The sequence below is a fragment of the Thiocapsa rosea genome, from assembly GCF_003634315.1.
Classification (GTDB): domain Bacteria; phylum Pseudomonadota; class Gammaproteobacteria; order Chromatiales; family Chromatiaceae; genus Thiocapsa; species Thiocapsa rosea.
Genome location: NZ_RBXL01000001.1, coordinates 5,825,027 through 5,851,701, shown reverse-complemented (window position 1 = coordinate 5,851,701; position 26,675 = coordinate 5,825,027). Strand labels below are relative to the sequence as shown.

At 64.1% G+C, this 26,675-nt stretch carries 30 protein-coding genes; 19 read left to right on the top strand and 11 right to left on the bottom strand.

What is annotated here, in order from left to right:
• Nucleotides 1-60: 60 nt before the first annotated feature.
• From BDD21_RS25990 to BDD21_RS25975, 4 genes are all read right to left on the bottom strand, one after another.
• The gene (locus tag BDD21_RS25990) at nt 61-756 is read right to left on the bottom strand and encodes an alpha/beta fold hydrolase (protein WP_120799629.1); all 696 of its coding nucleotides are present in this window, start codon (nt 754-756) and stop codon (nt 61-63) included.
• 8 nt (nt 757-764) lie between these two features.
• Nucleotides 765-1,619, bottom strand: a complete 855-nt coding sequence (gene folE2 / locus BDD21_RS25985; protein WP_120799628.1) for a GTP cyclohydrolase FolE2 — start codon at nt 1,617-1,619, stop codon at nt 765-767.
• Between the two features lie 147 nt (nt 1,620-1,766).
• Nucleotides 1,767-2,660, bottom strand: a complete 894-nt coding sequence (gene ispA, locus BDD21_RS25980; RefSeq protein WP_120799627.1) for a (2E,6E)-farnesyl diphosphate synthase — start codon at nt 2,658-2,660, stop codon at nt 1,767-1,769.
• Nucleotides 2,653-2,919 (bottom strand): exodeoxyribonuclease VII small subunit, encoded by a 267-nt coding sequence (locus tag BDD21_RS25975; protein WP_120799626.1) that lies wholly within the window; start codon nt 2,917-2,919, stop codon nt 2,653-2,655. Before BDD21_RS25975 ends, ispA begins: the two co-directional genes overlap by 8 nt.
• Nucleotides 2,920-3,137: 218 nt before the next feature.
• Between BDD21_RS25975 and BDD21_RS25970 the strand changes: the two genes are divergently transcribed.
• The 5 genes from BDD21_RS25970 to BDD21_RS25950 all read left to right on the top strand — a co-directional run bounded on the left by BDD21_RS25970 (nt 3,138) and on the right by BDD21_RS25950 (nt 8,287).
• Nucleotides 3,138-3,464 (top strand): type II toxin-antitoxin system TacA family antitoxin, encoded by a 327-nt coding sequence (locus BDD21_RS25970; protein ID WP_170164907.1) that lies wholly within the window; start codon nt 3,138-3,140, stop codon nt 3,462-3,464.
• On the top strand, nt 3,461-3,964 hold the full coding sequence (locus tag BDD21_RS25965; RefSeq protein WP_120799624.1) for a GNAT family N-acetyltransferase: 504 nt from the start codon (nt 3,461-3,463) through the stop codon (nt 3,962-3,964). The genes BDD21_RS25970 and BDD21_RS25965 overlap by 4 nt, the downstream gene beginning before the upstream one ends.
• 82 nt (nt 3,965-4,046) lie before the next feature.
• Nucleotides 4,047-5,933, top strand: a complete 1,887-nt coding sequence (gene parE, locus BDD21_RS25960; RefSeq protein WP_120799623.1) for a DNA topoisomerase IV subunit B — start codon at nt 4,047-4,049, stop codon at nt 5,931-5,933.
• Nucleotides 5,934-6,057: 124 nt separating this feature from the next.
• Entirely contained in the window at nt 6,058-7,182 is a 1,125-nt protein-coding gene (locus BDD21_RS25955; protein ID WP_245969846.1) for an FIST signal transduction protein, read from the top strand.
• Nucleotides 7,183-7,411: 229 nt separating this feature from the next.
• Nucleotides 7,412-8,287: a GNAT family N-acetyltransferase gene (locus BDD21_RS25950; RefSeq protein ID WP_120800133.1), complete on the top strand. Its 876-nt coding sequence runs from the start codon at nt 7,412-7,414 to the stop codon at nt 8,285-8,287.
• A gap of 71 nt (nt 8,288-8,358) precedes the next feature.
• On the opposite strand, the gene BDD21_RS25945 is transcribed toward BDD21_RS25950, so the two are convergent.
• From BDD21_RS25945 to BDD21_RS25925, 5 genes are all read right to left on the bottom strand, one after another.
• A complete protein-coding gene (locus tag BDD21_RS25945; protein ID WP_120799622.1) occupies nt 8,359-9,141 on the bottom strand; it encodes an ABC transporter permease in 783 nt (260 codons plus the stop codon).
• The gene (locus BDD21_RS25940; protein ID WP_120799621.1) at nt 9,135-9,878 is read right to left on the bottom strand and encodes an ABC transporter ATP-binding protein; all 744 of its coding nucleotides are present in this window, start codon (nt 9,876-9,878) and stop codon (nt 9,135-9,137) included. Before BDD21_RS25940 ends, BDD21_RS25945 begins: the two co-directional genes overlap by 7 nt.
• Nucleotides 9,875-10,873, bottom strand: coding sequence for an ABC transporter substrate-binding protein (locus tag BDD21_RS25935; RefSeq protein WP_120799620.1), 999 nt, complete (start codon nt 10,871-10,873; stop codon nt 9,875-9,877). The genes BDD21_RS25940 and BDD21_RS25935 overlap by 4 nt, the downstream gene beginning before the upstream one ends.
• Before the next feature lie 2 nt (nt 10,874-10,875).
• Nucleotides 10,876-11,580 (bottom strand): hypothetical protein, encoded by a 705-nt coding sequence (locus BDD21_RS25930; protein WP_120799619.1) that lies wholly within the window; start codon nt 11,578-11,580, stop codon nt 10,876-10,878.
• A 370-nt stretch (nt 11,581-11,950) separates the two neighbouring features.
• Nucleotides 11,951-12,331 (bottom strand): Mth938-like domain-containing protein, encoded by a 381-nt coding sequence (locus BDD21_RS25925; RefSeq protein WP_120800132.1) that lies wholly within the window; start codon nt 12,329-12,331, stop codon nt 11,951-11,953.
• Nucleotides 12,332-12,459: 128 nt separating this feature from the next.
• Here BDD21_RS25925 and gltX point away from each other — a divergent pair, with 128 nt between their 5' ends.
• The 14 genes from gltX (at nt 12,460) to BDD21_RS25855 (ending at nt 24,500) form a co-directional block, all read left to right on the top strand.
• On the top strand, nt 12,460-13,881 hold the full coding sequence (gene gltX / locus BDD21_RS25920; RefSeq protein WP_120799618.1) for a glutamate--tRNA ligase: 1,422 nt from the start codon (nt 12,460-12,462) through the stop codon (nt 13,879-13,881).
• 111 nt (nt 13,882-13,992) lie between these two features.
• A complete protein-coding gene (locus tag BDD21_RS25915; protein ID WP_120800131.1) occupies nt 13,993-15,462 on the top strand; it encodes a glycogen synthase in 1,470 nt (489 codons plus the stop codon).
• Nucleotides 15,463-15,468: 6 nt separating this feature from the next.
• A complete protein-coding gene (locus tag BDD21_RS25910) occupies nt 15,469-17,223 on the top strand; it encodes a SufS family cysteine desulfurase (protein ID WP_120799617.1) in 1,755 nt (584 codons plus the stop codon).
• 783 nt (nt 17,224-18,006) lie between these two features.
• Complete coding sequence (locus tag BDD21_RS28955) at nt 18,007-18,132, top strand: light-harvesting protein (RefSeq protein WP_093191812.1); 126 nt, start codon at nt 18,007-18,009, stop codon at nt 18,130-18,132.
• Between the two features lie 18 nt (nt 18,133-18,150).
• A complete protein-coding gene (gene pufA / locus BDD21_RS25900; RefSeq protein ID WP_120799616.1) occupies nt 18,151-18,765 on the top strand; it encodes a light-harvesting antenna LH1, alpha subunit in 615 nt (204 codons plus the stop codon).
• A gap of 69 nt (nt 18,766-18,834) precedes the next feature.
• Nucleotides 18,835-18,972: a light-harvesting antenna LH1, beta subunit gene (gene pufB, locus BDD21_RS25895; RefSeq protein WP_093028681.1), complete on the top strand. Its 138-nt coding sequence runs from the start codon at nt 18,835-18,837 to the stop codon at nt 18,970-18,972.
• Between the two features lie 24 nt (nt 18,973-18,996).
• Complete coding sequence (gene pufA, locus BDD21_RS25890) at nt 18,997-19,161, top strand: light-harvesting antenna LH1, alpha subunit (protein WP_007190880.1); 165 nt, start codon at nt 18,997-18,999, stop codon at nt 19,159-19,161.
• Between the two features lie 531 nt (nt 19,162-19,692).
• Complete coding sequence (locus BDD21_RS25885; RefSeq protein ID WP_120799615.1) at nt 19,693-20,067, top strand: PilZ domain-containing protein; 375 nt, start codon at nt 19,693-19,695, stop codon at nt 20,065-20,067.
• Between the two features lie 25 nt (nt 20,068-20,092).
• The gene (gene queC / locus BDD21_RS25880; RefSeq protein WP_281269197.1) at nt 20,093-20,833 is read left to right on the top strand and encodes a 7-cyano-7-deazaguanine synthase QueC; all 741 of its coding nucleotides are present in this window, start codon (nt 20,093-20,095) and stop codon (nt 20,831-20,833) included.
• Complete coding sequence (locus BDD21_RS25875) at nt 20,830-21,924, top strand: 6-carboxytetrahydropterin synthase (RefSeq protein WP_120799613.1); 1,095 nt, start codon at nt 20,830-20,832, stop codon at nt 21,922-21,924. Before queC ends, BDD21_RS25875 begins: the two co-directional genes overlap by 4 nt.
• Entirely contained in the window at nt 21,921-22,562 is a 642-nt protein-coding gene (queE, locus tag BDD21_RS25870) for a 7-carboxy-7-deazaguanine synthase (RefSeq protein WP_120799612.1), read from the top strand. The genes BDD21_RS25875 and queE overlap by 4 nt, the downstream gene beginning before the upstream one ends.
• Before the next feature lie 81 nt (nt 22,563-22,643).
• Nucleotides 22,644-23,348: a glycosyltransferase gene (locus tag BDD21_RS25865; RefSeq protein ID WP_120799611.1), complete on the top strand. Its 705-nt coding sequence runs from the start codon at nt 22,644-22,646 to the stop codon at nt 23,346-23,348.
• Nucleotides 23,345-24,121, top strand: coding sequence for a sterol desaturase family protein (locus BDD21_RS25860; protein ID WP_120799610.1), 777 nt, complete (start codon nt 23,345-23,347; stop codon nt 24,119-24,121). The genes BDD21_RS25865 and BDD21_RS25860 overlap by 4 nt, the downstream gene beginning before the upstream one ends.
• The gene (locus BDD21_RS25855; RefSeq protein WP_120799609.1) at nt 24,114-24,500 is read left to right on the top strand and encodes a hypothetical protein; all 387 of its coding nucleotides are present in this window, start codon (nt 24,114-24,116) and stop codon (nt 24,498-24,500) included. Before BDD21_RS25860 ends, BDD21_RS25855 begins: the two co-directional genes overlap by 8 nt.
• 387 nt (nt 24,501-24,887) lie before the next feature.
• On the opposite strand, the gene BDD21_RS25850 is transcribed toward BDD21_RS25855, so the two are convergent.
• Together BDD21_RS25850 and BDD21_RS25845 are read right to left on the bottom strand one after the other, a co-directional pair.
• Nucleotides 24,888-25,424: an REP-associated tyrosine transposase gene (locus tag BDD21_RS25850; RefSeq protein ID WP_245969844.1), complete on the bottom strand. Its 537-nt coding sequence runs from the start codon at nt 25,422-25,424 to the stop codon at nt 24,888-24,890.
• Between the two features lie 558 nt (nt 25,425-25,982).
• The gene (locus BDD21_RS25845) at nt 25,983-26,627 is read right to left on the bottom strand and encodes a DNA cytosine methyltransferase (RefSeq protein WP_120799607.1); all 645 of its coding nucleotides are present in this window, start codon (nt 26,625-26,627) and stop codon (nt 25,983-25,985) included.
• Nucleotides 26,628-26,675: the final 48 nt, after the last annotated feature.

Below are 26,675 nucleotides of genomic sequence, written 5' to 3'. Positions count from 1 at the left end.
TTCCTCGGGTGATCGGCTTACCGGGAGGCGCATCCGCGGCACGACGTCGGAGACGCGATTCTAGACCAAAAGATCGCTCAAGATCTCGGGGCACTCGAGTAGGGGATTATGGCCGACGCCGGGTAGGACATGCAGTCGCGTCGCGGGACGCCGGCGTACGACCTCCCGGGCGATTCCGAGAAAGCGCGTATCGGAAGCCCCGACGATCCAGGTCAGCTCTCCCGGAAAGGCCGTCAACGCTCCCCAAAGGCTCGGCATGCGCGCGAGCCCGTGATGCTCGAGAGAGGCCGCGAGCCCGCTCGGTCGTTGGCTTAAGCGCCGCAGACGCTGCCGCTCCAGAACCGCGCTCGGCAAATCGGCCTGGGTCGCGAACAGGGGTTGTGACTCCCAGGCGTTCACGAACGCGTCGATGCCGTCGTCGAGGAGCCGTCGGATCCACGCTCGGTCAACCGTGAGCCGATCGGGACGTTGTGCTGCGTCTTCGAGACCCGGATGGGCGGAGATAATCGTCGCACGAAGAAAGCGTTCCGGGTCGAGCGCCATCAGGCCAAGCGCGAACCGTCCGCCCATGGAGTATCCGACGACCTCGTCGACGCTGTCGGGCAGGGCACCCAGGATGTCGCCGATGCTGTCTTGGAAGGGCCGAACAGGCGCCGAGTCGGCGCCATGTCCGGGCAGGTCGATGGCGAGCGCACGTCCTTTCAGGCCCGGACAGCAGGCCAACCAATCCTCGCCGCTGCCGGTGAACCCGTGCAGCAGCAGGATCAGAGCGTCGCCTCGACGATGCGGGCCTCGCGGTCTTTGTCGCGCTCGATCAGGGCGTAGGCCGAATGGTTGTGGATGGACTCGAAGTTTTCGGCCTCGACCACGTAAGCGGTGACGCGGTCATCCTCGTTCAAGCGCGTGGCGACGTCCCGCACCAGGTCTTCGACGAACTTGGGGTTGTCGTAGGCATGTTCGGTCACGTACTTCTCGTCCGGTCGCTTCAGCAGCCCGAAGAGCTCGGAGGATGCCTCCGCCTCGACCATCTCGATGAGCTCCTCGATCCAGATGTGCCCCTGCGAGCGGACCTGCACCGTCACATGGGAGCGCTGGTTGTGGGCGCCGTACGCCGAGATCTTCTTGGAGCACGGGCAGAGGCTGGTGACGGGCACGACGACCTTGATCTCAAGGCTCGGGAGGCCCTGCTGGATCTCGCCGATGAAGGTGACCTCGTAGTCGAGCAGGCTCTCCACGCCGGTGACGGGCGCCTTCTTGTTCACGAAGAAGGGGAAGCGCATCTCGATGTGGCCGGCCTCGGACTCCAGTCGCTGCGACATCTCGGTGAGCATCTCCTTGAAGGAGGACACGCCGATCTCGCGCTCGTGATTGTTCAGGATCTGCACGAACCGGGACATGTGGGTCCCCTTGAAGTCGTGCGGCAGGTAGACGTACATGTTGAAGTTGGCGACCGTATGCTGCTCGGTGCCGCTGCGATCGCTCACCCGCACGGGATGGCGGATGTCCTTGATTCCCACCTTGTCGATGGCGATCCGACGTGAGTCCGCGCTCCCCTGGACGTCGGCAATGTCGATGCTGTCGGGTGCGGCGCAGCAATTGGGCTCGAGCGCGTGCTCCATGATGTGACTTCTCTCGATGGATCGTCTTTGGTGTCAAACCCGGAATTTGGGGGCTGAGGGCGACAAGACAAACCGGCGCGGATCGTCCGTGTCGATCTTTGGTGTCGATCTCGGGCGTGGATCCTCCTGCCGGAGGAGATGCTCGCCTCAGTGCTTGCGTCCGATGAGTGCGCCTGCGATCCAGCGTAGGGGCTCGGCCCCGGACGAAAAAACCGCGATGCTCTCGAGCGCATCGGCGATCAAGGCAGCGGCCATTTCCTTCGCTTCGGGCAGCCCGACGAGGGCCGGGTAGGTCGCCTTCTCCAGGACTTGATCGCGACCGGCCGTCTTGCCGATCAGATCGGTGTCGCCTTCCACGTCGAGCACATCGTCCTGGATCTGAAAGGCGAGACCGATACATTTGGCATAGCGATCCAGACGCTCGGCATGATCCGGGTCCGTTGCCTTGTGAGCGAGAATGCCCATCTGGACGGCCGCTCTGATCAAGGCGCCCGTCTTGTGGATGTGGATATGCTCAAGCATGGCGACGTCCAAGACGCTGCCCTCGGCGGCCAGATCGAGTGCCTGACCACCGACCATGCCGCGTGCCCCGCTGGCACGCGCGAGGCTTGCGACCATCGCGATGCGCTTCTCGGCATCCAGTCCGGGCGACTCGGCCAACGCCTGGAAGGCGAGGGTCTGGAGTGCATCGCCGGCCAGGATTGCGGTTGCTTCGTCGAAGGCACGATGACAGGTCGGGCGCCCGCGCCGCAGATCGTCGTCGTCCATCGCCGGGAGGTCGTCGTGGATCAAGGAGTAGGCATGGATCAGCTCGACGGCACAGGCCGGGCGGTCGAGCAGGACGGGATCGACCCCGAGTGCCTCGCCGGCGGCATAGGCCAAGAGCGGACGAATGCGCTTGCCGCCGCCGAGGACCGTGTAGCGCATGGCCTCGTGCAGTCGGAAGGGCTGCACGTTTGCATGCGGCAGAAGCGTGTCGAGCGTGGCCTCGACGCGAGCGCCGCAGCGCGCGCGGAAGTCGTCCAGAGTGGCGTCAGTCATTGGATTCGAAAGGCTCTAGATCGGCGTCGGGATCGGAACGGGGTCCGGTATCGGGCCGAGTGTCGGTAAGGATACGCACCCGCTGCTCGGCCACATCCAGCGCCTGTTGGCAGGCACGGGTCAGACCGATACCACGCTCGAAAACAGTCAGTGACTCTTCGAGGCTCATCTCGCCCTTTTCCAGGGCATCGACGATCGATTCCAGCTCGGCGAGGGATTGCTCGAACGAAGGCGGGGGCGGAGCGACTGGCTTTTTCATGCGCTTAACCGCGTCCTGAATGCAAACCGATGCTTCGTTGGATCACGCCGCTCGGTTGAATCCAACAGGTTCTAGCCGGACGCGGTTTGAGGTGTTTCGGAGGTCGAGCTAAGTTACCCCAGCTCTTCGGACGGGTCAAACCGCAGGTGTGCAGGCTCGCCACCGATCCGATGGCGCCATGTGGGCGCGGCTCGACAGAAGGCGCAGGAGGCACCATAATGACGTACAAAATCACCAATACCCAGCGAGGTCCGGGCATGCCGACAGCCAGCGTTTCCAAGACCGAGCGGATCAACCTTCGGCTCGATGCCGCGTCGAAACAACGACTTGAGCGGGCGGCCATGCTGGAAGGGCAGACCCTCAGTCGCTACGTTCTCGGGACGGCCCTCATGCGCGCGCAGCAAGTCATCTCGGAGCATGAGACCATGGTCTTGAGCTGCCGCGATGCGGAGGTCTTCTTCGATCGACTCGCGAATCCGCCCGCGATGAGCCCCGAGCTTTCGGCGGCACTGGAGGAGCACGTTCGCCGTGTCGACTCGCGATGACGGCCCCGAAGTCCCTCGTTGTCGAGCCGCTGGGTCCGGAGCATGAACGAGCGGTTTTTTCATGCGGCGAGGCGGTTCTCGATCAGTACCTCAAGCAGCGCGCGGGTCAGGATGTCCGAAGGCGCATCGCCCGTGTCTTCGTCTGCACCGGATCGGATCCTCGGACGATCCTCGGCTTCTATACCCTCAGTGCCCTGTCCGTCGATGTCGGTCTGCTTCCGCGCACACTGGCCCGTCGCCTGCCCAAACAACCGGTGCCGGCTGCACTCCTCGGGCGGTTGGCGGTCTCGCGCGACGCCCACGGTCAGGGAATCGGTCGCTTGCTCTTGGCCGACGCGGTCAAGCGCGCGATGAGCGCCGGCGCGACGATCGGGATTCATGCCCTCGTTGTCGATGCGAAGGCCGATCGGGCAAAGGGGTTCTACGAGCGCTTTGGATTAAACGTGCTGCCGGACAGGCCCGAGCGTCTGTTCTTGCCGCTTGGTCTGCCGGCGCAATAGACTCCTAGATCGACGGCCACTTCACCTGCTCGTTTCGAGCCTACCATCAGCGTTTCTCCGACAGGATCGACCCACAGCCCCCATGACCGGCCACTACGATGCCTCAGCCATCGAGGTCCTCAGCGGCCTCGACCCGGTGCGCAAGCGCCCCGGGATGTACACCGAAACCACCCGTCCCAACCACCTGGCTCAGGAGGTCATCGACAACAGCGTCGACGAGGCGCTCGCCGGCCACGCCCGCCGCATCGATGTGGTGCTCTTCGCCGACGGCTCGCTCGAGGTGAGCGACGACGGGCGCGGCATGCCGGTGGATATCCACCCCGAGCAAGGCCTGCCCGGCGTGGAGGTCATCCTCACCAAGCTGCACGCGGGCGGCAAGTTCAACGGCGACAACTATCGCTTCTCCGGCGGGCTGCACGGGGTCGGCGTGTCGGTGGTGAATGCCCTGTCGCAGCGCCTGGACGTCTGGGTCAAACGTGGCGGTCACGAGCATCACATGGCCTTCGCCGGCGGCGAGAAGGCGAGTGATCTTGTTCAGCTCGCAAGCGTGGGACGCGGCAACACGGGCACCCGGCTGCGATTCTGGCCGGATCCCAAGTATTTCGACACGCCCAAGATTGCCACCCGTCCGCTCACCCATCTGCTGCAGGCCAAGGCCGTCCTCTGTCCCGGGCTGGAGGTGCGCTTTCGCGACGAGGCGAGCGGCGACGAGCAGGTGTGGTGCTATCAGGACGGTCTCAAGGACTACCTGCTTCAGGCGCTGAACGGAGCCGAGACCCTCCCGTCGCAGCTCTTCGTCGGCGATCTTGAAGGAATCAACGAGGCGGCGAGCTGGGCGCTGGGCTGGTTGCCCGAGGGTGGCGAGGCGGTCGCCGAGAGCTATGTGAACCTCATCCCGACGGTGCAGGGCGGCACCCACGTCAACGGGCTGCGTAGCGGGCTCACCGAGGCGGTGCGTGAGTTCTGCGAGTTTCGCAACCTGCTGCCGCGCGGTGTGAAGGTGGCCCCGGAGGATGTCTGGGGCCGGGTCAGCTACATCCTCTCGGTGAAGCTGATCGAGCCGCAGTTCTCCGGGCAGACCAAGGAGCGGCTCTCCTCGCGCGAGTGCGCCGCCTTCGTCTCGGGCGTGGTCAAGGACGCCTTTAGCCTCTGGCTGAATCAGCATGTCGCCGAGGGCGAGCGGATCGCCGAGCTGGTCATCGGTGCGGCCCAGGCGCGACTGCGCGCCGGGCGCACCGTGACCCGCAAGAAGATCACGCAGGGGCCGGCCCTGCCGGGCAAGCTCGCCGACTGCACCTCGACCGATCCGGAGCGCGGCGAGCTCTTTCTCGTGGAGGGCGACTCGGCCGGCGGCTCGGCCAAGCAGGCGCGCGATCGCGAGTTCCAGGCCATCCTTCCGCTGCGCGGCAAGATCTTGAATACCTGGGAGGTCGACCCGGCCGAGGTCCTGGGCTCTCAGGAGGTGCACGATATCGCGGTGGCCATCGGCGTGGACCCGGGCAGCGACGATTTAGCCAGGTTGCGTTTCGGCAAGATCTGCATCCTCGCCGACGCGGACTCCGACGGTGCGCACATCGCGACCTTGCTTTGTGCGCTCTTTCTGAAGCATTTCAGACGCCTGGTCGCCGAAGGGCACGTTTTTGTCGCCATGCCGCCGCTCTACCGGATCGACGTCGGCAAGCAGGTTTTTTACGCGCTGGACGACAGCGAGAAGCGCGGCATCCTGGACCGCATCGAGGCCGAGAAGATCAAGGGCAAGGTCAATGTTCAGCGTTTCAAAGGCCTCGGCGAGATGAACCCGGGCCAGCTGCGCGAGACGACCATTCATCCGGACACCCGGCGCCTGGTTCAGCTGACGGTTGAACCCGAAGACGACAGCAACAACCTCCTCGATATGTTGCTGGCCAAGAAACGCGCATCCGACCGACGGGCCTGGTTGCAGGAGAAGGGCGACCTTGCCGAGGTCTAAACCGCGTCCAGAGCGAGATGCTCACTTTCGAGTGATATCGACGTTTGGTGCATCCACGGCCCTTAGCGGGGACGCGGTTTAGCGCTATGAGAGTGCGATTCGACACGCCACCCCGGATGACTGAATGACGATGACTCCATTCCGCCTCGGACATGCCGCGGATCCCGATTGGCGTCAGGCCGCCGATCGGTGTCTGACGCAGATCGGGAGCGTGCCGAAAGAGGCGACGCTCGGGTTTCTTTATGTCACCGATGCCCTTGCCGAGGATCTCGATGAGATTCTTCGCAGCCTTCGCGCGGCAACGGGCATCGCGCAATGGGTCGGCAGTGTCGGCATGGGCATCTGTGCGACCGGTGTCGAGTACTACGAAGAGCCCGCGCTCGCGGTCATGCTCGGTGAGTTTCCGGCCGAGGATTTTCGCGTCTTCCCGAGCCTGGTCGAGGATCTCGACGACTTCGATCTGCGTCACGGCGACTGGATTCGCAGCAACCCGCCTTATTTGAGTCTCGTCCACGGCGACCCATCCAACGGCCTGACCGAGAGCCTGATTCAACAGCTCGCACAGCGCACGACCGCGGGTTTCCTCGTCGGTGGTCTCGCCAGCGCGCGTGCAGACGCCTTGACCATCGCCGACGGGGTGACGCGCGGCGGTCTGTCCGGTGTCCTCTTCTCCGAGCGGGTCGGGATCCTGACCCGGCTCAGCCAGGGCTGCTCGCCGATCGGACCGCATCACGTGATCACCGAAGGCCAGCGCAACATCCTGATGCGACTCGACGGCGAGCCTGCGCTCGATGTGCTCAAGCGCGATATCGGCGAGATCCTGGCCCGGGATCTGTCGCGTCTGGGCGGCTACATTTTCGCCGGGTTGCCGATTCAGGGCTCGGATACCGGCGACTATTTGGTCCGCAATCTGGTGGGCATCGATCCCAATCACGGCATGGTCGCGATCGGCGAGCTGGTGGAGCCCGGACGCGAGCTGATGTTCTGCAAGCGCGATGCCGACACGGCCCGCGAGGATCTCGATCGCATGCTCAAGGGCATCAAAGGCCGACTGTCCGCTCCAGCGAGAGGCGGCATCTACGTCTCCTGCCTGGGGCGCGGGGTCAACCTCTTCGGTCCTGATTCGGCCGAACTCAAGCAGATCCAAGCCGCGCTCGGCGATGTCCCTATCGTCGGTTTCTACGCCAACGGCGAGATCTCGCAGGATCGTCTCTACGGCTACACGGGCGTCTTGACCCTCTTCACCTAAACCGCGTCCGGAGCCACATGCTGGATTTTTTGGAGGGAGCTCGACGTTTTGTGCACCCACGGCCCTTAGCGGAGATGCGGTTTAGATTGAAATATTTTTTAGTGGCTCAAACCGCGCTTGCTCCAGCGGTCATCAATCCGGTCGGGGTCGATCCCATCCAAAAACATCGCACACCGCGCTGGGTGCGGTTTCGCTGCCCCGGCACCCTGGCAACCCGTGTGGGATGGCGATGACCGACCCTGAGATCAGCATTCGTACCATGTCGCCGGCCGAGGTCGATCTCGCCATCGAATGGGCTGCACGCGAGGGTTGGAATCCGGGTCTCGAGGATGCCGCCTGTTTCCGAGCAACCGACTCGGAGGGTTTTCTGATGGCGTTCGCCGACGGCGAGCCTGCCGCAAGCCTTTCGGTCGTGCGCTACGGCGAGACCTTCGGGTTCATCGGTCTCTACATCGCCGCGCCGCCGTTTCGCGGGCGCGGCATCGCGCTGCGGCTGTGGCAGGCCGGGATGGCGTTTCTCGGCGATCGGGTGATCGGCCTCGACGGGGTGCCGGAACGTCAGCACGACTATCGCCGCTCCGGGTTCGAGCTGGCGTGGCGCAACGTCCGCTATTCGGGCTCGCTCGCGTTGACGGCCCCGGATGACCCGCGCCTGGTTCCGTTCGAGCCGGACATGCTCCCCGTTCTGCTCGACTATGATCGACCTTTCTTTCCCGCCCCGCGTGCTCGGTTCCTGGAGCCTTGGCTGACCCGGAATGAGACGCGCCGAAGCTGGGTCCTCGTCGATCCGGCGGTCGCTGCGAGTGGTAGCCCCGGACGCGTGACGGGTTACGGGACGGTCAGGCAATGCCGCGCCGGATGGAAGATCGGGCCGCTCTTCGCGGACGATCCTGCCGGCGCCGATGTCCTGTTCCGACGCTTGGCCAGCTACGCCGGCGCTGATCCGGTCATCCTGGATCTGCCCGAGCCCAATCCGGCCGCGCTGGACCTGGCGAAGGCCTATGGCCTAACCCCCGTGTTCGAGACCGCCCGAATGTATCGAGGCACTGCGCCCTCGCTCCCGATCGATCGGATCTACGGCGTGACGACCTTCGAGCTGGGCTGAGCGCAATCCCCCAACTGCGCAGAGGATCGGCCGGCAGTAACGCCGACGGGCGTCGCGACGCGGAAATCGCCTTAGCCCCGCCGCCGATCCCCGTGCCAGCGATGCAGCAGCAGCCACTCCACGAAGCTCAGGATCGCGTAAAGGGCGACGCCCATAACCGCGAGTAGCAGCAACGCGGCGAACATCTTGGCGATCTGCAGCCGGTTGCCGGCCTCGAGGATCCGCCAAGCGAGCCCGTTGGTGTTGCCGGATGCAGCGGCGAACTCGGCGACCACGGCACCGACCAGTGCGAGTCCGCCCGCGGTCTTGATGCCGGCGAGAAGGTAGGGCAGGGAGGAGGGGACCATGAGCCGGATAAAGGTCTGGCGGAAGTCCGCGCGATACAGCCTGAAGAGGTCGCGTAGATTGGGGTCGACCGCCTTGAGTCCGGCGGTTGCACTCGCCAGGACCGGAAAGAATGCGGCGATCCAGGCGAGGATCAGCACGGCCAGCCAGGCGTTGTCGAGTCCGACCCAGACGATGATCAAGGGGGCGATGGCGATGATCGGCGTGACCTGCAGGATCACGGCATAGGGCGAGAGTGCGGCCTCCGCGATCCGGCTGGAGGCGAAGAGCGCCGCGAGCGCCGTGCCCGAGACGACTGCCAGAGTGAAGGCCGCCAAGGTCGTGCCCAAGGTGGTCCAGGCCGAGCCGAGCAGAGAGGCCCCGTCCGTCTCGAAGACCGCCAGGATGGCGCTCGGCGGCGGCAGGATAAAGGGCTTGATGTCCCAATAGAGGACAGACCATTCCCAAAACCGGATCAAACCCAGGAAGAGTGCGATCGGCAGGACGATCCGCAGGCCTCGCATCAGCATGTCGAGACATCCTCCAGCGCACCCAGGATCTCGCGCGCGGTGGCACTGAACTCGGAGGAGGTCCGGTAGCCGGGCTCGCGCGGGTAGGGCGCGGGGTTTTCGATGTCGGCGACCAGACGACCCGGACGCCCGCTGAGGATCAGGATGCGTCGCGACAGATACACGGCCTCGAAGACCGAGTGCGTGACGAAGATCCCGGTGAATCCGCGCTCGCCCCAGAGGCGCAGCAGGTCGTCGTTGAGCTTGCCGCGGGTGAATTCGTCGAGCGCCGCGAAGGGCTCGTCCATCAAGAGGACATCGGGGTCGGCAACCAGCGCGCGTGCGATGGAGACACGCATGCGCATGCCGCCCGAGAGCTCGCGGGGCAGGGCATCGGGAAAGCCCGCGAGACCCACCTTGTCGAGTGCGGCACAGGCCCGCTCGTGCGCTTCGCTCTTGGCCATGCCGGCGAGCTCGAGCGGTAAGGCGACGTTCTTGGCCGCACTCGCCCAGGCCATGAGGGTCGGTTCTTGGAAGATGAAGCCGAGCGAGCCGCGTGCCTGCGGCCAGTCGACACGGCCCCGTGTGGGCTCCTCCAGGCCGGCGATGAGCCGCAGCACCGTGCTCTTGCCGCATCCGGAGGGGCCGAGCAGGGAGACGAAGGCGCCGGCTTCGATCTCGGCGCTCAGCTCCCCCAGTGCGGCGGTGCCGTTGGGGAAGGTCTTCGCCAGCCGATCCAGGTGGAGGGCACAGCTCACGGTGTCGGCGCGAGCGCAGGCGGGAGGAATTCGAGCGCGTAGGCGCGCCGCCAATCCAGGTTCGCCGGATACACCCCGTCGGCGGACATGGTCTCGAAGAAGGCCTCCCAGCGCGCCTCTGTCATGACGCCGATCCCGGCGGTCTCGGCATCGCCTGCAGTGGCGAGCCGATAGCGGTTCATCTCGGCGATGGCGTGCAGCAGCACATCGTCCGTCATCTCCGGGTTGTCGGCCTTGATCAGCCTGTTGCCGGGCGTGGGGTCGCCTGTCAAATAGTCCTTCCAGCCGGCGATGGAGGCCGCGACGAAGGCTCGGACCTGGTCCGGGTCGCTTCGGATGCGGCTGTCCGAGGCCAGGATCAGGGTCCCGTAAGAGGGGTAATCCTCGTCGGCGAGCAGAAAGACCTGCGGCGCGATGCCGCTTGCCTTCGCGATCTCGTAGGGCTCGCTTGTGACATAGCCCTGTTGGATCGCACCGGGATCGTTGAGAAAGGGGGCGAGGTTGTAGGTGTACTTGCGGATCTGCCGATCCGTGAACCCGAACCTGGCCTTCAGCCAGATCCAATGGCTGCCGACGCCGGCGTCCGAGATCATGATGGGCTTGCCCTTCATGTCGGCGATGGATCGGATGTCCTCGCGCGGGTGGGTGATCAGGACCTGCGGGTCTTTCTGGAAGACGGCCGCGACGGCGGTCGCCGGGATCCCGGCCGCGACGATGTTGAGCGGGATGAAGCTGTTGGAGCCGATCCCGAAATCGGCCTGGTTGGAGCCCAGCAAGAGCGGGACATTCACCGATGGGCCGCCCTGAATGATCTCGACATCGAGCCCTTGCTTGGCATAAAGCCCGAGTGCCTTGGCCTGATAGAAACCGCCCTGCGGGGCCTGCGCCTTCCAGTCGGTGACGAAACGGACCTTGGTCAGTTCGGCAGCCGTCGTCGATGCGGCGACGGCGAAGCCGACCAAGGCCAGTGCGACGAGAAGAGGGTGCTTCGACATGCTCAGGTCTCCGGCGGCGTCGGCGTCTCCTCGCTTGGGACGGCACCCTGCAAGGGTTTCAGGAGTCGGTCGAAGTCGTCCGGGTCGACGTACTGAATGACCACCGTACCGTTGGGGCTGCGACCGATACCCATCCCGCGTTCAGGGTAGAGCCAATGGACGATGTCGGTCTCGGGCTCGGTCAGGCGCAGCTCCGGTGTGCCGAAGCGCTGCTCGATCAGGTCGTTGTCCAGCCTGGCCTTCGGAAGATAGCTAATGGATCGGATCGGGCGGGAGGACAGGATCTCCACATCGGCCGGGTCGAGCTTGATCTTGCGGCTGCCGCTGCCGACCTGGCTGATCCGCAGGCCGCGCTCGTACATGGCCGCGAGGGTGGCCTGGTCGACATCGAGCGTGATCACGAAGTCCGCACGCAGGCGCTGCAGATGGATTTGGTCGAAAAAGGCTTCCACGCCGAAGGGCTCCGCCTGCGTCGGGTCTTGGAAGAGGTTGACCTTGCCGTCCTCGCCGAACAACGCGCGCACCTCCGTCAGCGTGGTCTCCCCGATCGTGAAGCCGAAGACCTGCGTGCGCCCGGCGACGTCCTGCGAGACGCGCCAAGGCAAGCGATCCGGGCCGTCCTCGATGGAGGCAGGCATCAAGAAGAGAACGCCTAGGAAGCCTAAGACGGCGACGACGAGGACGGAAAGAATGATCTGTCGATCCATGGAATAGAGCACTCCGGATGATGCGATGACGATCGAGCGAGCGGCGAGCCAACCTGTGGCCGGTCAGATTGGGATCCGAAAAACTGAATAAAAAACCTGAACCGCGTCGACTCCAAGTCTAAACCGCGTCCAGAGCGAGATGCTGAATTTTCGAGTGAACTCGGCGTTTGGTGTATCCACGGACCTTAGCGGGGACGCGGTTTAGAATGATATATTTTTTAATATCTTAAACCGCGTCGGCTCCATCGGCCGTCAAGTCTGTCGGGGCCGATCCCATCCAAAAACATCGCATACCGCACTGGGCGCGGTTTAGCGGGCCAAGCCGAACGCGAAGTATCACTGAAGCAGCATTGATCACGCCGGACGCGGTTCAGCGCCAAGGCAACAGGCCGGCAACAACGCGCCGCCCTTCCGACATTAGAATGTTGTAGGTCCGGCATGCCGCACCCGTATCCATGACCTCGAAGCCGACACCACGCCCGATCACTGCAAAGTAAAGCGCCGGATCGGGAAAGACCTGTGTCTCCCCGGTCCCCAGCACGATGACCTGGGTGTCGGGTTCGATCGCGATCAGTGCATCCAGGTGCTCGACCGTCAAATCGGCCGGGTGCGCCGGACCCCAGCCCTCTTGCACCTGGTTGGGTGTCACGATCAGCCCGCGGGGAAAGCGTCGCCCCCCGATCAGGATGCCGTCGCTCCCGTAGGCGTCGATCAGTTGACCGTTGCTGCCGTCTGCTTCGGAGAATCTCATGGCGCGAACATAACCGAAGGTCGTTTGATTGAACAAGGTGCGGGAAGAAGCCGATCGAACAAGCGGGCAGGTCGAAGGGGCTCTGTTAGAATCGCGCCACGCGTCCCAAACAACCGATCCGGAAGCCCATGACCGTCCGTACCCGATTCGCCCCGTCCCCCACCGGTTATCTGCACGTCGGCGGCGCCCGCACGGCGCTCTTCAGCTATCTCTTTGCGCGCAAGCACGGCGGGCAATTCGTGCTGCGGATCGAGGATACGGACCTTGAGCGCTCCACGGCCGAGTCCGTGAACGCCATCCTCGAGGGTATGACCTGGCTCGGCTTGGACTACGACGAGGGGCCCTTCTACCAGACCCAGCGCTTCGAGCGTTATAACGCCGTGATCGACGAGCTGCTGGCCAAGGGGTTGGCCTATCGCTGCGTCTGCTCGAAGGAGCGCTTGGAGACACTGCGCGAGGACCAGATGGCGCAGCGGCTCAAACCGCGCTACGACGGCCATTGTCGCGGCCACGAGGTCGACCCGAACGAGCCGCACGTCATCCGCTTCAAGAATCCCGCCGACGGCGTCGTGGTCGTCGACGACATGATTCGCGGGCGGGTGGTCTTCGCCAATGCCGAGCTCGACGACCTGATCATTCGGCGCAGCGACGGCGCGCCGACCTACAACCTGAGCGTGGTGGTGGACGACGCGGATATGGGCATTACCCATGTCATCCGCGGCGACGATCATCTGAACAACACGCCGCGCCAGATCAATATCCTGCGAGCGCTCGGCCACGAGCCGCCGCGCTACGCCCATGTGCCCATGATCCTCGGCGACGACGGGGCACGTCTGTCCAAGCGCCACGGTGCGGTGAGCGTCATCGCCTACCGCGATCAGGGTTATCTGCCCGAGGCACTGCTCAATTATTTGGTGCGCCTGGGGTGGTCGCACGGCGATCAGGAGCTTTTCTCCGTCGAGGAGATGATCCACCTCTTCGAGATCGGAGACGTCAACAAGGCGGCCTCCTCCTTCAACACCGACAAGCTCGATTGGCTCAACCAGCAGTATCTGCATCACGCCGAGCCGGGGCGGATCGCCCGCCTGCTCAGCCCGCACATGGGCACGCTCGACATCGATCCAGCGACCGGCCCGGATCTGGTCGAGGTGGTCGCGGTCCAGGCCGCGCGCGCGAAGACCTTGACCGAGCTCGCCGAGATCAGCGCCTTCTTCTATCGCGACTTCGAGACCTTCGACGAGGCGTCCGCCAAGAAGCATCTGCGTCTGGTGGCGCGCGAAGGGTTGGAGCGTCTGCGTGCGGCCTTCGAGCTGATGGCCTACGAGGACTGGACGCTCGAGGGGCTCAAGCACGTCGTCGAAGGCGTCGCCGAGGAGCTCGGGACCAACATGGGCAAGGTCGCCCAGCCCTTGCGCGTCGCCATCGTCGGTCGCGCCGCCTCGCCGGGTATCGACGAGACCCTGCGCCTGGTCGGAAAGGATGCGACGCTGCGTCGCATCGACAAGGCGCTGGCCTACATCGCGGCGCGCGGCGGGAACGAGGCGGCGTAAATCCGGCGCCGGGAGTCATCCTGATCGCTCCGCATGCGGGGCGACGCCGCGCGTGGGCAGGTCGAGGGTTTCGGCGTGCCCGCCAACAAAAAGCCAATCGGGAATTCGGGTATGTATATCGCCATGGTCAGCGCCGAGTGTGCGCCGATCGCGAAGGCAGGTGGGCTCGGGGATGTCGTGCACGGTCTCTCGCGCGAGCTTCTGGCGCTCGGCCAAGAGGTCGAGGTCTTTTTGCCGGGGTACGATTCGCTGCGCCACGATCGGATCGACGGACGCCGCGAGGTTTTCCGGGAGCTGCGCGTCCCCTATTTCGATCAGTGGATCGAGTGTCGGGTGGACTCGGGCGAAGTCGACGGGATCACCTGCTTCTTCATCGAGCCCGACTCGCCTCATCGGTTCTTCCGGCGCGGGCGCATCTACGGCGAGGCGGACGATGCGGATCGCTTCGCCTTCTTCTGTCGGGCCGTGCTGGAGTTCATGCTGATCTCGGGCAGGCGCCCGGACGTCATCCATTGCCACGATTGGCAGACCGCGCTGGTGCCCGTTCTCTTGTTCGAGATGTACCAGCGGCTCGGACTGACGGACGTCCGCGTCTGCTACAGCCTGCATAACCTCGGCTATCAGGGTGTGGTCGGCGAAGCCATCCTGCGGCAGGTCGGCCTGGATCCGGCACGTCTCATGACGCCCGATCGTCTCCAGGATCCCGCCAATCCGCGTGCGGTGAACCTCATGAAGGGCGGGATCGTCTTCTCCAACTTCGTCAACACCGTCTCGCCGCGCTACGCCTGGGAGATCCAGAACACCGAGCAGGGGATGGGGCTGCAGGGCGTTCTGCAGACCCACGACGGCAAGTTCGGCGGTGTGCTGAACGGCATCGACGATGCGTTCTGGAACCCCGCGACCGATCGGCACATCCCCGAGCCCTTCGATGCCGACCGGCTCGACGGCAAGGAGACCAATCGCCGGGCCTTGCGCGCCTATCTGGGTCTCGTCCAAGACGATAAGCCCATCGTGGCCGTCGTGAGCCGGCTCGATTATCAGAAAGGCGTGCATCTCCTGCGGTTCGGCATCGCGCACGCGTGCGCGCTCGACTGTCAGCTCGCGCTCCTCGGGGCTGCACTCGATCCGGTGGTCGCCGAGCAGTTCCGGCGTCTCCAGGAGGACACCGAAGGGCATGCGGATTGCCGTCTGGTCCTTGCGTATGACGAGGAGTTGTCCCATCTCATCTATGCAGGCGCGGACATGATCCTCATCCCGAGCATCTACGAGCCCTGCGGGTTGACCCAGATGATCGCGATGAAATACGGCGTGGTTCCGATCGCGCGGCGTGTCGGCGGGCTCGCCGATACCGTCTTCGACGCCAACTACTCGGATCGTCCCTTCGAGGAGCGCAACGGCTATCTCTTCGACGACCTGACCGAGTCCGCCCTGGCCGCCGCCATGGAGCGTGCGATCGACCTGTGGCGGAACCACCCCGAGTATTTTCGCCAGCTCCAGATCAACGGGATGCGTGTCGACCGCTCATGGGGCCGACCGGCGCGCCAGTACCTGGACATTTATGGCCACATCCGAGTGCACTGAATCGAGATGACCCCGCGACTTTCACCGTCCCCCGCACCCTCCGTGCCCCTGGATCTGGCGGCCCTGCGCGCGCAATTTCCGATCCTCGCCACGCGCGTGCACGACCAGCCGTTGGCCTACCTGGACAATGCCGCGAGCACGCAGCAGCCGCTTCAGGTCATCCAGGCGGTCAGCGACTATCACCAGCAATACCATGCCAACATCCATCGCGGCGTCTACCAGCTTTCGCGCAACGCCACCCGGATGCACGACTACGCCCGCGAGATGGTCGCGCACTTCCTGCACGCCGCCGAGCCGGTCGAGTGCATTTTTACGCGCGGAACGACCGAGTCCATCAATCTGGTCGCCGCCTCTTGGGGTCAGGCCAACCTGCAGCCCGGCGACGAGATCATCCTCTCCCGCTTGGAGCATCACTCCAACATCGTGCCCTGGCAGATGGTCTGCGAGGCCACGGGTGCGCGCATCCGGGTCATCCCGATCGACGATGCCGGCGAGTTCGACATGGATGCTTATCGTCGCCTGCTCTCTTCGCGCACCCGGCTGGTCGCGGTCAACCACGTCTCCAACGCGCTGGGCACCGTCAATCCGGTCAAGACGATCATCGACGAGGCCCATGCCGCCGGGGCGCTGGCCCTGATCGACGGCGCCCAGTGGGTCGCCCACGGTGCAACCGATGTTCAGGCGCTGGATGCCGACTTCTACGCCTTCTCCGGACACAAGCTCTACGGCCCGACCGGCATGGGCGTGCTCTACGGGAAACGCAGCCTGCTCGAGGCGATGCCGCCCTACCAGGGCGGCGGCGACATGATCGAGCAGGTCACCTTCGAGAAGACGACCTACGCGCAGATTCCGAATCGATTCGAGGCCGGCACGCCCCATATCGCGGGCGCGGTCGGTCTGGCTGCGGCCATCGAGTGGATCGAAGGTGTCGGGTTCGAGCGGATCGGCACGCACGAGCAGCGTCTCCTGCGGCTGGCCACCGAGCGGCTCTCGGCGATCCCCGGTCTCGAGATCAAGGGCACCGCACCGCACAAGGCCGCCGTGGTCTCCTGGGTCATGGTCGATCCGCCGATCGGCACGCTGGATATCGGCATGCAGCTCGATCTGCGCGGCATCTGCATCCGCACCGGCCACCATTGCTGCCAGCCGCTGATGGACCGGCTGGGCATCGCCTCGACCGCGCGCGCCTCCTTCGGTGTCTACAACACCGAAGCCGAGGTCGAGCGGCTCGCCGATGCGCTCGCCGAGATCGTCTCGGGTGCTCGCGAGACGTCCGCCAGGACGTCGTCGAACGACAGGTCGGCTGAAGAGATCCTCTATCCGACAGCCGCGGCCGAATCGCCAGAGTCGGCGGCGGAGGAGATCGCTGAGATCTTCGAGCTTCTACCCGATTGGCCGATGCGCCACCAACAGATCATGGATCTCGGCGAGCGCCTGACGCCCATGCCGGATGCCTTGAAGACCCCGGAGACCTTCGTCCCCGGCTGCCAGAGTCGTGTCCACCTCTCGGCCCGCGTGCGTCCCGGCTCGCCCGACGTCGTCGAGTTCCTCGCCGACAGCGACGCCAACATCGTCCGCGGCCTCATTGCCCTCCTGCAGCAGCTCTACTCCGGTCAACCGGCCGACGCCATCCTCGCCTTCGATGCGCAAGCCTTCTTCAGCCGTCTCGGTCTCGACGAGCACCTCAGCATGACGCGCCGCAATGGTCTGGTCGCCATGGTCGAGCGGATTCGGCAGATCGCGGCGGGGTTGGTGGGGTAGCTTTCGGCGGCTAGCCTCCAGCCTTCAGCCTTCAGCCTTCAGCCTCCTGCCTCGGGCGGTCAGCTTTGGGTTGTGGATTTCGGGAGATTCCCTTGAGGGCAGGCGCTGTGATGCTTTGGGGGAGCTGATGACCAAGTAGACCATCGCAAACCCCTGAGCGGCGAATTCCGGCGGGGCGAACTAATTCGCCCCTGTCCCGACAGGTCTTCCCGGCATGCGGAGTCGGGATGACTATTCACGAAAATCGCCTAAGAACTCATCGGGACGCCCGTTGACGTTGCGCGCCGAAAACTGAAACGAGCAGCGAGACTCGATTCCCGACCTCGGCCCGGAGGCCGAAAGCCGAGAGCTGAGAGCTGAGAGCTGAGAGCTGAGAGCTGAGAGCTGAGAGCTGAGAGCTGAGAGCTGAGAGCTGAGAGCTAGAGGCTGAAGGCAGGAAGCAGGAAGCAGGAGGCCGGAGGCAGGAGGCAGGAGAATCACCATGTCCCTACCGCTGATGTGTCAAATCTTGTTGACATTGCCAAGCGTCAAGCTAATATGACACTTGGGATGACATGTAGATCCCGTGGTATTTGGATGCATCGCGCCGAGCGGCTCGCTCCCGCGTCGGTGCTCGCCAAATCTACCCCCGTCGCACAGATTCTGGGCGGCGACCTCGGCACAACCCGTATGGAGGCCAATTCAATGGCTGGGCAGCAATCTCCCGCCTCAACACCGACCGGCGGCAAAGCTCGCGGACAGGCCAAGCCTGTCGTCGCGCAGCAGCAGCCGCAGGAAAAGAGCCTGTCCGGGCTCACCCCGGAGCAAGCAAAAGAATTTCACGAGCAGTTCAAGGTCACCTACACGGCGTATGTCGGGATCGCAGCACTCGTGCATCTGTTCGTCATTGCGAGCAACCCCTGGTTCTAAATCGAGGAGGTCATTTTCATGCTTCAAGACGCTTTCCGTAACGTTCTCAACTACAGCCCGAGTCAACGGGATTACCGGATCTGGCTGGTCATCAACCCGGCCGTTTGGTTGGTTCCGATGCTGGCTGCCCTTCTCGTGATCGCGCTGGGTGTGCATCTGTACGCCTTCTCCCTGCCGGGTAACGCATGGGAATCCGGCAAGGCCGTCGAGCCCGCTGCTGTCGTGCCGGTTGCCGAGGCTCCCGTCGTCGAGGAAGCCCCAGCTGAAGCCGCACCTGCCGCCGAGGAAGCTCCGGTCGAAGCTGCGCCTGCTGCCGAGGCCGCTCCGGTCGAAGCCGCTGAGCCTGCCGCCGAGGCCGCTCCGGTCGAAGCCGCTGAGCCCGCTGCTGAAGCCGCTCCGGTCGAAGCCGCGCCTGCTGCCGAGGCCGCTCCGGTCGAAGCCGCGCCTGCCGCCGAGGCCGCTCCGGTCGAAGCCGCGCCTGCCGCCGAGGCTGCTCCGGTCGAAGCCGCACCTGCCGCCGAGGCCGCTCCGGTCGAAGCCGCACCTGCTGCCGAAGAAGCTCCGGTCGAAGAAGGCGCACCAGCCGTCGTGCCGGTTCCGGTCGAAGTCATCGTGGTTCCCGAGGCAGCCTAAGCCTCTTCGCTTGCCCCGCGTCGGTCTGGCGCGTGGTGGTCGATGAAAACCCATCAAAGGAAATAAATCATGGCACAGTCTCTGTCCGGTCTTACCGACCAACAAGCAAAAGAGTTTCATGAGCAGTTTAAGGTGACCTACACCGCATACGTCGGGATCGCCGCATTGGTTCACCTCTTCGTGATCGCTGCCAATCCCTGGTTCTAATTCGACTTCGACGAGATCAAGATTATGAGTGACGTCCAGATTGCAAAGCCGAAGAACCCGGAAGACGATTGGAAGGTGTGGCTGGTTCTCAATCCCGCGACATGGCTGATGCCGATCTTCTTTCTCTTGTTGATCATTGCCCTGGTTCTCCATGCGGTCGTGTTCCAGATGGGCTTCGGTTGGGCCTGATCTAACTGACTCGGCGCGGATTCGTCCATGCGTGGATCGAATTCGCGGCCAATTCAGACCGCCGCGATCTCGAATCGCGTCATGCTCGACGGCCTCTTGCCGCCGAGCATGACGACACCGATGCCTCCTTCCCCTCGTCGCGTGCACCGCTGCATCGACGATCCGCTACACCTCGCCTGTTAACCCCCCTAGATCGGATGTGCGATCGCCGAACTCGCCCACATGGGCGCAAATCCGCATGGAGCCTCTCCTTCGGACGCCCCGGCCGGAGCGAACGAAGTTTCGCGCATCCACGTCGCCGTTTGGGGCGTCGATCTCACCACGCGACAAGCGTGCTTGGGGACCGGCGCATGGCAGCTCTTGATGCTTCCCGCCGGCACGCTTGGTCGACAGCCCACGAGACGAGCGCTATTCTTACCCCGTTGCTGTGTTTATAGGATTCGGGTTCGGCAGCTCGGATCGGTTCCAGGATGACCGGCCTGGGATTCCCCCTATCCGGCGTTTCGATCAATCAGACGGTTTGAGGTATCTATGGCGATCAGCGAAGCGGATGCGGATCGACGGAGCTACGAGCGAGTGTCCTGGGGGTATCACGCCCGTCTGATGCAACTGGGGTCCGATGCGGGCGGCAGCGCGCCGGGGATGCACCAGGTGCTCGGGCGCAACATCAGCGAGGGCGGACTCCAAGTGTGGGCCGACCGCATGTTTGCCGTGCGCTCTCGGCTGCTGGTGGAGATGGAGACACCCGAGATCTCGGAAGGGATCCAGGCCGTCGGCTCGGTGGTGTGGGTCGCACCGAGTACCGCCGAGGAACGCTGGCTGCTCGGGATCGAGTTCTCCGATGTCGGCGACACCGCACTGGCGAGAATCCGCTCGCTCATCCAGCCGACGGACAACCTCAGCTGAGCGTCGAGCGATCCCTGCGGTCCGGATCCGCGCGTCTTTTCATCTCTTTCGGCGCTCCAAGGCAATGAAACCGGCAGTCGTCCTTTTGAGCGGTGGGCTGGACTCCGCAACCGCATCGGCCATCGCGACATCCGAAGGATTCGCTGTCCATGCCTTGTCGTTCCGGTATGGTCAGCGCCACGGCGTTGAACTCGAGTCCGCCGCCCGCGTGGCAGATGCGCTGGGGGTCGTGGAGCATGCGGTCGTCGAAATCGACCTGCGGCGTTTCGGCGGGTCGGCGCTGACGGCAGACATCCCGGTGCCCAAAGGGCGTTCAGCCGGGGCCATCGGGGAGGGGATTCCGGTCACCTATGTCCCGGCACGCAACACTGTCTTTCTGTCTTTCGCGCTCGCCTGGGCGGAAACACTCGGGTCCGAGGACATCTTCATCGGCGTGAACGTGCAGGATTACTCCGGCTATCCCGACTGTCGACCCGCCTTCATCGAGGCGTTCGAGCAGATGGCCAATCTAGCGACTGCGGCCGGGGTCGAAGGGCGCCAAAGTCTCAAGATCCACGCCCCTCTGATGCAGATGACCAAGGCCGAGATCATTGCCCGAGGTCTGTCGCTCGGTGTCGATTACGGCCTCACCAGCAGTTGCTACGATCCCGGAACGGACGGCCGTCCCTGTGGTCTCTGTGATTCTTGCTTACTTCGCGCCAAGGGCTTCGCGGATGCAGGTTACCCGGATCCACTCAGCCTACGTTTCGGTCTACCCGTCCCATGAGTGAACAGCTGTTTCACGTCGCCGCCGTCCCTTTCGAGGCCGCGCGGCGCGTCTCCATCCTGCCTGCCGGACACCGCTCGCGCCGTCTGCACGGGCACGGCTTCGTCGCCAAGGTGCGCGCGGAGCTTCCGATCGCTTGGGCGCCGTTTCCCGGCGGGGAGACGGACGCGCTGGTTCGTGCGCTCGCGGATGCGATCGGGCCGCTCGATTACAGCGACCTCAACGAGCACCTTCCCATACCGACCGACGAGAATCTCGCCCGCTGGGTGCGTGCCCAACTCGGCGTTCCGGGTGTCGTGTCGGTCGGTGTCCAGAGCACCCGCGATCAGGGTGTCGATCTGGACGGCCGCGAGCAGGCGCATGTCTGGCGCCGCTTTCGTTTCGAGGCCGCCCACCGCTTGCCGAATGTCCCCGAGGGCCACCAGTGCGGGCGCATGCACGGCCACGGGTTCGAGGTGATCCTGCACGCCAATCAGGATCTCGCCGGAAACGACATGGGCATCGACTTCGATCGCCTCGAGGCCATCTGGGCGCCCCTGTCGACCGAACTCGATCACGTCTGCCTCAACGACATCCCCGGTCTGGAGAACCCGACCAGCGAGATGCTGGCGCGTTGGATCTGGGACCGACTGCGACCGGTCTTTCCTCAGTTGTCCGTCGTGACGGTCTACGAGACGGCCACCGCCGGTTGTCACTACGACGGTGTGCATTATCGGATCTGGAAAGAGCAGCGCTTCGAGAGCGCGCTGGCGCTCATGCAGGCACCCAAGGGCGATCGGCGTCGCCGTCTGCACGGTCACAGCTATCTGATGCGGCTACACCTGACCGCACCGCTGGACGAGGTGCTCGGCTGGACGATCGACTACGGCGACGTGAAACGACAGTTCAAGTCGGTCTACGACCGGCTCGACCATCATCGGCTCGACGCGCTGCCCCGCCTGCGTCAGGCCGATCCGGCCAACCTGCTTCTCTGGATTCGCGAAGAGGTCGCCGCCGCCCTGCCGCAATTGGATCGCATCGACCTGCATGAAACCCCGGGCTGCGGCGCCGTTCTCTGCTGGGGCGCGTCGGGGCCTGCACTTCCGCTATGAGCTACAGCGTCAAAGAGATCTTTTACACGCTGCAGGGCGAGGGCGCGCAGGCCGGCCGAGCGGCGGTGTTTTGCCGCTTCGCCGGGTGCAACCTCTGGTCCGGGCGCGAGCAAGATCGGGCGAAGGCGGTCTGTCGATTTTGCGATACCGATTTTCGCGGGACCGACGGTGAAGGCGGGGGACTGTTCGGAGATCCCGAGACCCTCGCCGATCGAATCCGCGCGACCTGGTCGGAGCACGCCGGTGCGGGCGGTCGGCCCTTCGTGGTGCTGACCGGAGGCGAGCCGCTGCTTCAGCTCGACGTGGCCTTGATCGAGGCGCTGCATGCGCGGGGCTTCGAGATCGCCCTCGAGACCAACGGCACAGGGTCTGTCCCGGACGGCGTCGACTGGGTCTGCGTCAGCCCGAAGGCCGGTGCCGATCTTCTCCAGCAGAGCGGCCAGGAGCTCAAGCTCATCTTCCCCCAGCCCGGCCTCTCGCCCGAGGATCTCGAGCACCTCGCGTTCGAGCATTTCTTCCTACAGCCCATGGACGGCCCGCACCTTCAAGAGCATACGCGCCAAGCGATCGCCTATTGCCAAACCAGGCCGCATTGGCGTCTGAGCATCCAGACCCATAAGCTGCTCGGGTTTCCTTGACGATCCCACGGGTTGAATTCGGCGTCGGGCGGGCCAGATCCCTACCATGTTCGCGACAGGTGCGCCGCCGCAGTCCATCTCATGCCAAGCCTCTCGATCATTATCCCGACCAGGCGCGTCGGCCCTCATCTCACGCCCTGCCTCCATGCCTGTCGATGCGCGTTCCCGGACGCCGAGATCATCGTTGTCGTTGCCTGCTCAGGTGCGAATCCAGTTCGGCCCGTCGAGCCGCCAAGGCCGCCAGGCCCGATCGAAGGTGCGACGCAGATCCTCTATGCAACCGCAGGTCGAGGCCCGCAATGCAACGCCGGTGCCCGCGCGGCCGCGGGCGAGCTTCTGCTCTTCCTGCATGATGACAGCATCCTGCCCCGGCAGGCCGCCGCGCTGACGCAGACCGCCTTCGAAGCCGACGATGCAGAGCTGGCCTGCTTTCGTCTGCGCTTCGACGATGTCCATTGGCTGCTCGGCGTCTATGGGTGGTTTTCGCGGTTCGATTCGCTCCTCACCAGCTTCGGAGACCAGGGAATCCTGATCCGCCGTGGCCTGTTCGACAGGCTCGGTGGATTTCCGGATTGGCCCTTGTTCGAAGATGTCGAGCTGCTGCGTTGCGCCCGACGCCGTGCGCGTGTCCTGAAACTTCCGGGCGTAGTGACGACCTCCGCCGTGCGCTTTCGTCGTAACGGCGTGGTCGGCCAGCAGCTGATGAATGCGGGGCTCATTATGCGCTACCTGCTCGGCGCAGCCCCGACGCGGCTCGCCGAGATCTACGAACGAGGTCGCCGATGAGCATCGACCAGTGGGCGGGTCTCGCGGTGCTGACGACGCTGTTCGCACTGGAAGGCGTGATTCCCTTTTACGATCAGGCATCCGGACGCTGGTCTCACGCGGCTCGGAACATCGGTCTCGCGCTCATGGCGGGTCTGGTCGGCGCCTTGATGGCGCCCCTGATCCTCATGTCGATCGAGCTGGCGAAGACGCGCGGCTGGGGTCTTCTGAACGCCATCGACATGCCGGCTGCGATCGCCGTGGTTGCGGGACTCCTGTTGTTCGACGGCTGGATGTATCTCTGGCACCGCGCGAATCATGAGATCCCGCTGCTGTGGCGCCTCCACCGTGTCCATCACACCGACCCGCGGATGGATTCCACGACCGCGTTTCGTTTTCACCCCGGCGAGATTGCCCTTTCGACCCTGCTCAACACCGCCGTGATCCTCGTGCTTGGACTCGGTCTCGCGACCTTGATCCTCTACAAATTCCTGATGGTCATGGTCATAGTCCTGCATCACAGCAACATCCGCGTGCCCGAGGCTTGGGATCGGCGCCTGCGCATCCTCGTGGTGCCGCCGTCGATGCATCGGGTCCATCATTCGGAGATCACCGCCGAGACCAATTCCAATTACGGGACCATCTTCTCCTTCTGGGACCGGTTCCTCGGGAGCTTCCGGCTGCGCGACGACCTTCACCGGATCCGCTTCGGAATCGGCTATTTCGAGGGTCCGCAGTGGCAGACGCCCCTGCAACTCCTCATGCTTCCGGTACAGGAGAAGCCCCATGCCTGAGACAAGCCCCGTGCGACTGCTGTTCGTCTACAACGCTGACAGCGGACTCTTCAATACCATGGCCGACATCGGGCACAAACTCTTCTCGCCCCAGACCTACGCCTGCCGGCTCTGCGCGATCACCTACGGCCTTCTGACCGAAAAGGCCGAGTGGCGAGACTTCGTCTCATCCATCGACGCGGAGTACGAGTTTCTGCACCGAGACGAACTCCTCCGTCGCGAACCGGGCCTCTCGGCGACTCTCCCGGCAGTGTTTCGCATGACGGACCAAGGGCCGAAGGTCTGCTTGGATGCGGTGACCCTCAATGGTTGCACAAGCATTGCGGACCTGAAGGCGTTGATCCTAAGCCGTTGTTTTGAAAATTCGGTGTCCGGATAAGGACCGCAAATGAACGCTCGAATCCCCGCTCACCGGTCTGGGATCGTCGACTTGCAGTCGACCTCTTCGCCGCTGATGACGGCGACACCCCGGGATCGTCGACTTGCAGTCGACCTCTTCGCCGCTGATGACGGCGGCACCCCGGGATCGTCGACTTGCAGTCGACCTCTTCGCCGCTGATGACGGCGACACCCCGGGATCGTCGACTTGCAGTCGACCTCTTCAACGCTCTTGACCGCGACACACTTCGATCATTGCGCAGCTCGCAACGCCTCCAAGGCCGCAGCGAGTCGCATCCACAGACGAGACCCAGACCCAGACCCAGACCCAGTCGGAGGAAGCAGTCGACTGCAAGTCGACGATCCCGGGCGGCTTGCCGGCTCTGACTCAAGGTTTCGATCCATTTGGCGATGAGGGCGGTTCCCGAGAGAGTCGATTAAACCACGCACTTCCCCAGGGCCATTCTTCGGCCGACCCCACCAAACCCGCGGCCACGGGATTCGCTTCGACATACTGCTTGGCCGCTACGAAATGCCGGTCGTTCCGAATATATCGATCCCAATAATCCCTCTGCCAAAGCGCAGACCCGCCTGGGGTGGTCGACTTGCAGTCGACTTCTTCGCCGGTACGATGCGACTCTCCTATCCCGAACCCAAGCCGATGAATCTGCCGCGAGCTATGTCGCTTCCAAGCCTTCACCACCTTCCACAACGGCCAGCCGGCGACCTGCTCGATCAAGACATGAACGTGATTCGGCATCACCACCCAGGCACACAACCGATAGCGTTCCCCGTCACCGAACAACAACGACGCCTGCACGATCTCGGCACACTCGGGATGGCGCAGCACACAACTGCCGATCCCCTGGTCCAATAACTCCTGGATCCGTTGCCGGCGAGCGACCGCCCGAACAGACTCAGGCATCAGATCGACCTCCGTCTGCATCCGTCGAAGCGCCTCTTTGGGCAGCGAATCGGCCAGATGAAAGGTGATGTGCTGGACCAGCCCCGGAACATCGAAGTGCGGTAGAAAAGTCCTCGAACGCCAACGCGCATCCGTCGGTGTCGATGGCTGACCCGAAGAAACGGATCGAGATGGTCCGGTCGCATCCACGTCACGGTCTCCCTGAGTCCAGCCGCTGCAGAGTCGAATCCACCCCCGGATAGTTGACTCAGCAGTCGACATCTTCACTGCTCATGCCCGCGACACTCCTGGGATAGTCGACTTGCAGTCGACATCTTCCACCATCGCGGCGTCACCCCGGATCCGATTAAGCGCGACCTTAGGCGGTCGTATCGAGGGCAACTCGACGACTGCTGGAGGGCTTCGTGTTAATAAGCCGTGAAGATGTCGACTGCAAGTCGACTATCCCGGGGTGGCGCTCTTGCGCTTCACCTGCGTGAGCAGCAATGATGCTCAGGCCGACGCGACTCCGTCCAGCGAAACGATTTCGCCGGAGTAGGGGCATCCGGCTGAGCAGCCTCAATCCGCTTCGAGGTGAGCCCAGCCGATCCGGTCCCGCGAGATTGCTTGGCCGATGATGTCCTCTACAAGGTCTTTCAATCTCCAGTGCGAAAAGGAGACCCGGCTCAGGCTCGAGGTCAGTCCACCGCATGGTGAATCCGTTTGGTATCGATTCGACGCGACGGCGTGCATCAAGATGACCCGGTGGCGCCTTTGCGGCACACCCGTAAACCGCGAGTCGACCAAGCGATAGGCCCAGCGAAAGCCGAGCTGCTCAAGCTCAGAGACCAGATACGACATGGCGCGGCCGCGATCAAGGACGAGCATATTCCTGACGTTCTCGAGGACCAACCACTCGACGTCGTGATGCCGAAGCAATCGGAAGACGTGGGCAACGAGTCCGGATGCCTCGCCCTTGATGCCCGCAGTTCGCCCGGCTTGTGAGAGATCAGTGCAGGGGAAGCCGGCGGTGACGACGTCGACACCTCGGGGCAGCGCATCGAGTGTGCGGACATCCTCGATCAGCGGCACCTCCGGAAAACGCGCCGCGAGGACACTGCGCGAGGCGTCCCAGGAGTCGCAGAGCAGTGCGGTGTGTGCCCCCCGCGCCCGAAAGGGCAGCTCCAACCCGCCGATGCCGCTGAACAAACCGGCAACCTTCATGCGATGTCCCCTGAAATGGCTCGATCGGACGTTGCCGACGCCTTAAGA